Here is a 3,317-nt window from a genome sequence, read left to right as displayed (position 1 = left end):
GGGTCTTGGTGCAGAATCTCGGCTAGTAAGCGGGGATGGTCGGCGGGATGCACGAGTGCCAGATCTACCCAAACGAGCGGTGTTTGTAGTGCTTGCGCGATCGCGTCCGCTGCTGCCGTTTTGCCTGTTCCCGCCGCACCAACTAGTAACGCAATGCTTCCCGCCGTGGAGGAACCCAACGCGCGATCGACGTGGGCGGCGGTGTGTACCCGATGGCAGAGGTGCTGGAATGCCATCAGCAGCGAGGGTGGCAGCACAAGGCTGGCCCAAGGAGTGGGGGAGGCAGGAGCCGGATCTTGGGTGTGGAGCAGGCAAAGAGAGGACGGAAGCAGCGTGTCGAGACGACTAGCAGCAGGCTGCTCCGATAGAAGGTACGTGACCAGCGCATCGCAAAGCTTGACCGGACGAGTCAAAAGGGATTCTTGCTGAGTGGATGGAAGTTCCAGCAGGTGATGGTGAATCAGGGGACTGGTGGTGAAGCACTGCCTCGCCGATCTCCATTCCACTTCGGTGCGGCAGCACAGCCGCAAAATTAGATCCACGGTTGGCAGTCCGGGCGCGTTGGACTGCTCGATGTTTTGCAGGTAGTTGTAGAGGCGTCCGTAACGGCGGTTGATTTCTGGAGCCAGCGCTAGCAGCACCAGCGTTCGCTCAAACGGCGTTAGTTGAAGCCGATCGCTCAAAAGCGGAATTCCCAACACGATGCCCTGCTGCTGACTGGCAAGAATCCGCGCCGCCATTTGCTGCTGATGGCTTCCTTTGGCGGTTGACTTGCGACGCGGCATATCGACCGGGGAGTCTGAGGAGATTTCGCCCTCCAGCGTGACCAATCCTTTCCACCAGTGGCTTGTAACGCGATCGGCGGTGCTCCGTGCCAATTGGTTCACCTCCTTCGTGTCTTTGCGCTGCTGCGCCACTGCAAGACTGAGCAGGCGATCGAGCCACGCCAATTCAGTTTTGAGATAGGTCCAATTGTCGGGAAACGGCTCTGCTGGCATTGCGGAACTAGGGAAAAGAAAGCGGATAGCTAATCGCTGTTAGCCTCTCTGCGATCGGATCGCTTGACGAAACGCTGGAACGGCTTGCGATTGTAATGACTCACTTCCCGCTCCTCATTTGACCAGTCGTCACCTGCTGCCAAAGCTGCTCGGAACTGCGAGCGGCTTCCTTGCAGCTTAGTGCCTGACAAACCAGTCCAACCGCACCTGCAGGCAGCTTGGCTTCCAGGGTATAAACGGCTGTGGGAACGTATCGCAGAGCGAGTTGAGCGATCGTCTCTGCGGTCGTGCGGATCAAGAGGCAATTTTGGAAGACATCGAGCGCTGAAAACAAGCTAGGGCAAGCTTGGGGCGATTCCTCCATAATCGAACCAAATGCTTGCAAGGTTTGTTCGGCGCGATCCAAATAGCTCAGATCCTCAGTCAGCAGGGCAAGGCGGACGAGATTCGCTGCGGCGATTCCGTTGGCAGCAGGCGTGGCATTATCGACGTAGCTCCGTTCGCGCAGGAGCAGATCAGTTCCGGCATCGGTGTTGTAGTAGCCACCCAGATCGAGGCTCCAGAGAAACTCATCGAATTCGGCTTGAACGCGCACGGCGGTTTCCAAATAGTGCACGGGAACCTCGGCAGCCGCACCAGAATCAACGACTGCCTGTTGATTCGCGGTCTGACTTTGATAGGCCTGCTGCAAATCGAGTAGCGCTTTGATAAACAAGGCGTAATCTTCAGATTGAGCTAGCACCGCTGGTTTGCCTTCGTAGTTAACGCGGTGAAAGCGGTTCTCAACCCACTGATGGTCCAGAATAAACTGTGCTGCCTTCGCTGCCAGTTCTAAATACTCCGATCGACCCAATACCGTTGCCGATCGCGCCAGTCCTGAAATCATCAGGCTGTTCCAAGCGACGATCATCTTCGTATCGGTGACGGACGGAATTCGACCCGCCCAGTTGCTCGCTTTTGCTTCCCGATTGTTGCGGGCGGGTGGAAACGTCGGCAAGTCGTCCGCGGCGGCACCGTAGCGGACCTGAAGAAGCTTGCCCAATGCGGTTTCTAGCGTCGCAGTTAGTGTGCCTGGATGCTTACGTTGCAGAACGTTGACGCCCTCGAAGTTACCCGATGACGTGACGGTAAACTGCTGTGCCAGTTCTGCCAGTTCTTCAGCGGTCAGCACTCGCTCCAGTTCTGCATAATCCCAAACGTAAAAGGCACCTTCTTCTGGCTCGGCTTCCGTGAGATTGGCGAAACTGTCAGCATCTTGAGCGGCGTAAAAGTAGCCTTCTGGCGCGGTCATTTCTCGGTGGAGCCAGCGGACTGTCAGCGAGATCGCTCGCTCAAACGCAGGTTCCTGCACGCCTGCACTCCACAGGTTCGCCAAATACTCAACGATTTGCCCGTTGTCGTAGAGCATCTTCTCGAAGTGGGGCACGGTCCAGGTTGGGTCCACGGTGTAGCGATGGAAGCCGCCTGCAACGTGGTCAAAAATGCCGCCTAGCGCTAGATCGAGTCCGCGCTGCGTGCTGGTGCTGCGGGCATTGTAGGGTGACTCGATTCCGAACCGAGTTGCCCTTAGCGCCACTTCGGCATAGGGAATCATGGGAAAGCTGGGACCGGGAGATTTCGAGGCAACGACGCCTGTGTTGTACTCCAATCCCGATCGCAGTCGTGCTGGATCGATCGTGGCACTCGGCTGAAGCGTTGTCGCATCGCGGAGCGCTGTGAGAATTTCCGATTTGACGTCGTGCAGCTTTTCTTTTTGGGTGTCGTAGTAGTTGCGAATGGCTTGGAGCACCTGCAAAAATCCGGGTCGTCCGTAGCGCGGCTCTATCGGAAAGTAGGTACCGCCGTAGAACGGTACTAAATCGTCGGGGGTAAGAAAAATGTTGAGGGGCCATCCACCTTGCCCGGTCATCATTTGCACGGCTTGCATATAGATGCTGTCGAGGTCCGGGCGTTCTTCACGATCGACCTTGATCGGCAGAAAGTTGCCGTTCATGTATGCGGCAATGGTTGGATCGGAAAAGGCTTCGCCTTCCATTACGGTGCACCAGTGGCAGCTAGAGTAGCCAACTGACAGAAAAATGGGTTTGTCGTCGCGCCGTGCTGTTTCTAGGGCTTCGTCAGTCCACGCCCACCAGTCGATCGGGTTGTCCGCGTGCTTTTGCAGATAGAGGCTGTTTGCTTGGGCAAGTCGGTTAGACATCGGGGAAGTAGGGGGCAACTTCACTGTCAGTCTAACGTGGGGGACGCGGGGCGATCGCAGCGAAGAGTTGCTAAGCAGAGCAAATGCATCATTTAGATGGGGGTGGCATTTCGAGCACT

General features: G+C 56.6%; 2 protein-coding genes. Both read right to left on the bottom strand.

What is annotated here, in order from left to right:
- The coding region (locus tag H6F43_RS14480; RefSeq protein WP_190343442.1) for a hypothetical protein at window positions 1-998 on the bottom strand (998 nt) is incomplete at its 3' end.
- Window positions 999-1,098: 100 nt separating this feature from the next.
- On the bottom strand, window positions 1,099-3,198 hold the full coding sequence (locus tag H6F43_RS14475) for a thioredoxin domain-containing protein (RefSeq protein ID WP_190343441.1): 2,100 nt from the start codon (window positions 3,196-3,198) through the stop codon (window positions 1,099-1,101).
- Between the last annotated feature and the right edge of the window lie 119 nt (window positions 3,199-3,317).

The sequence above is a fragment of the Leptolyngbya sp. FACHB-36 genome (genome assembly GCF_014695955.1).
In the GTDB taxonomy this organism is placed as follows: Bacteria; Cyanobacteriota; Cyanobacteriia; order Leptolyngbyales; family Leptolyngbyaceae; genus FACHB-36.
This window is presented reverse-complemented; position numbering and strand designations above follow the sequence as displayed.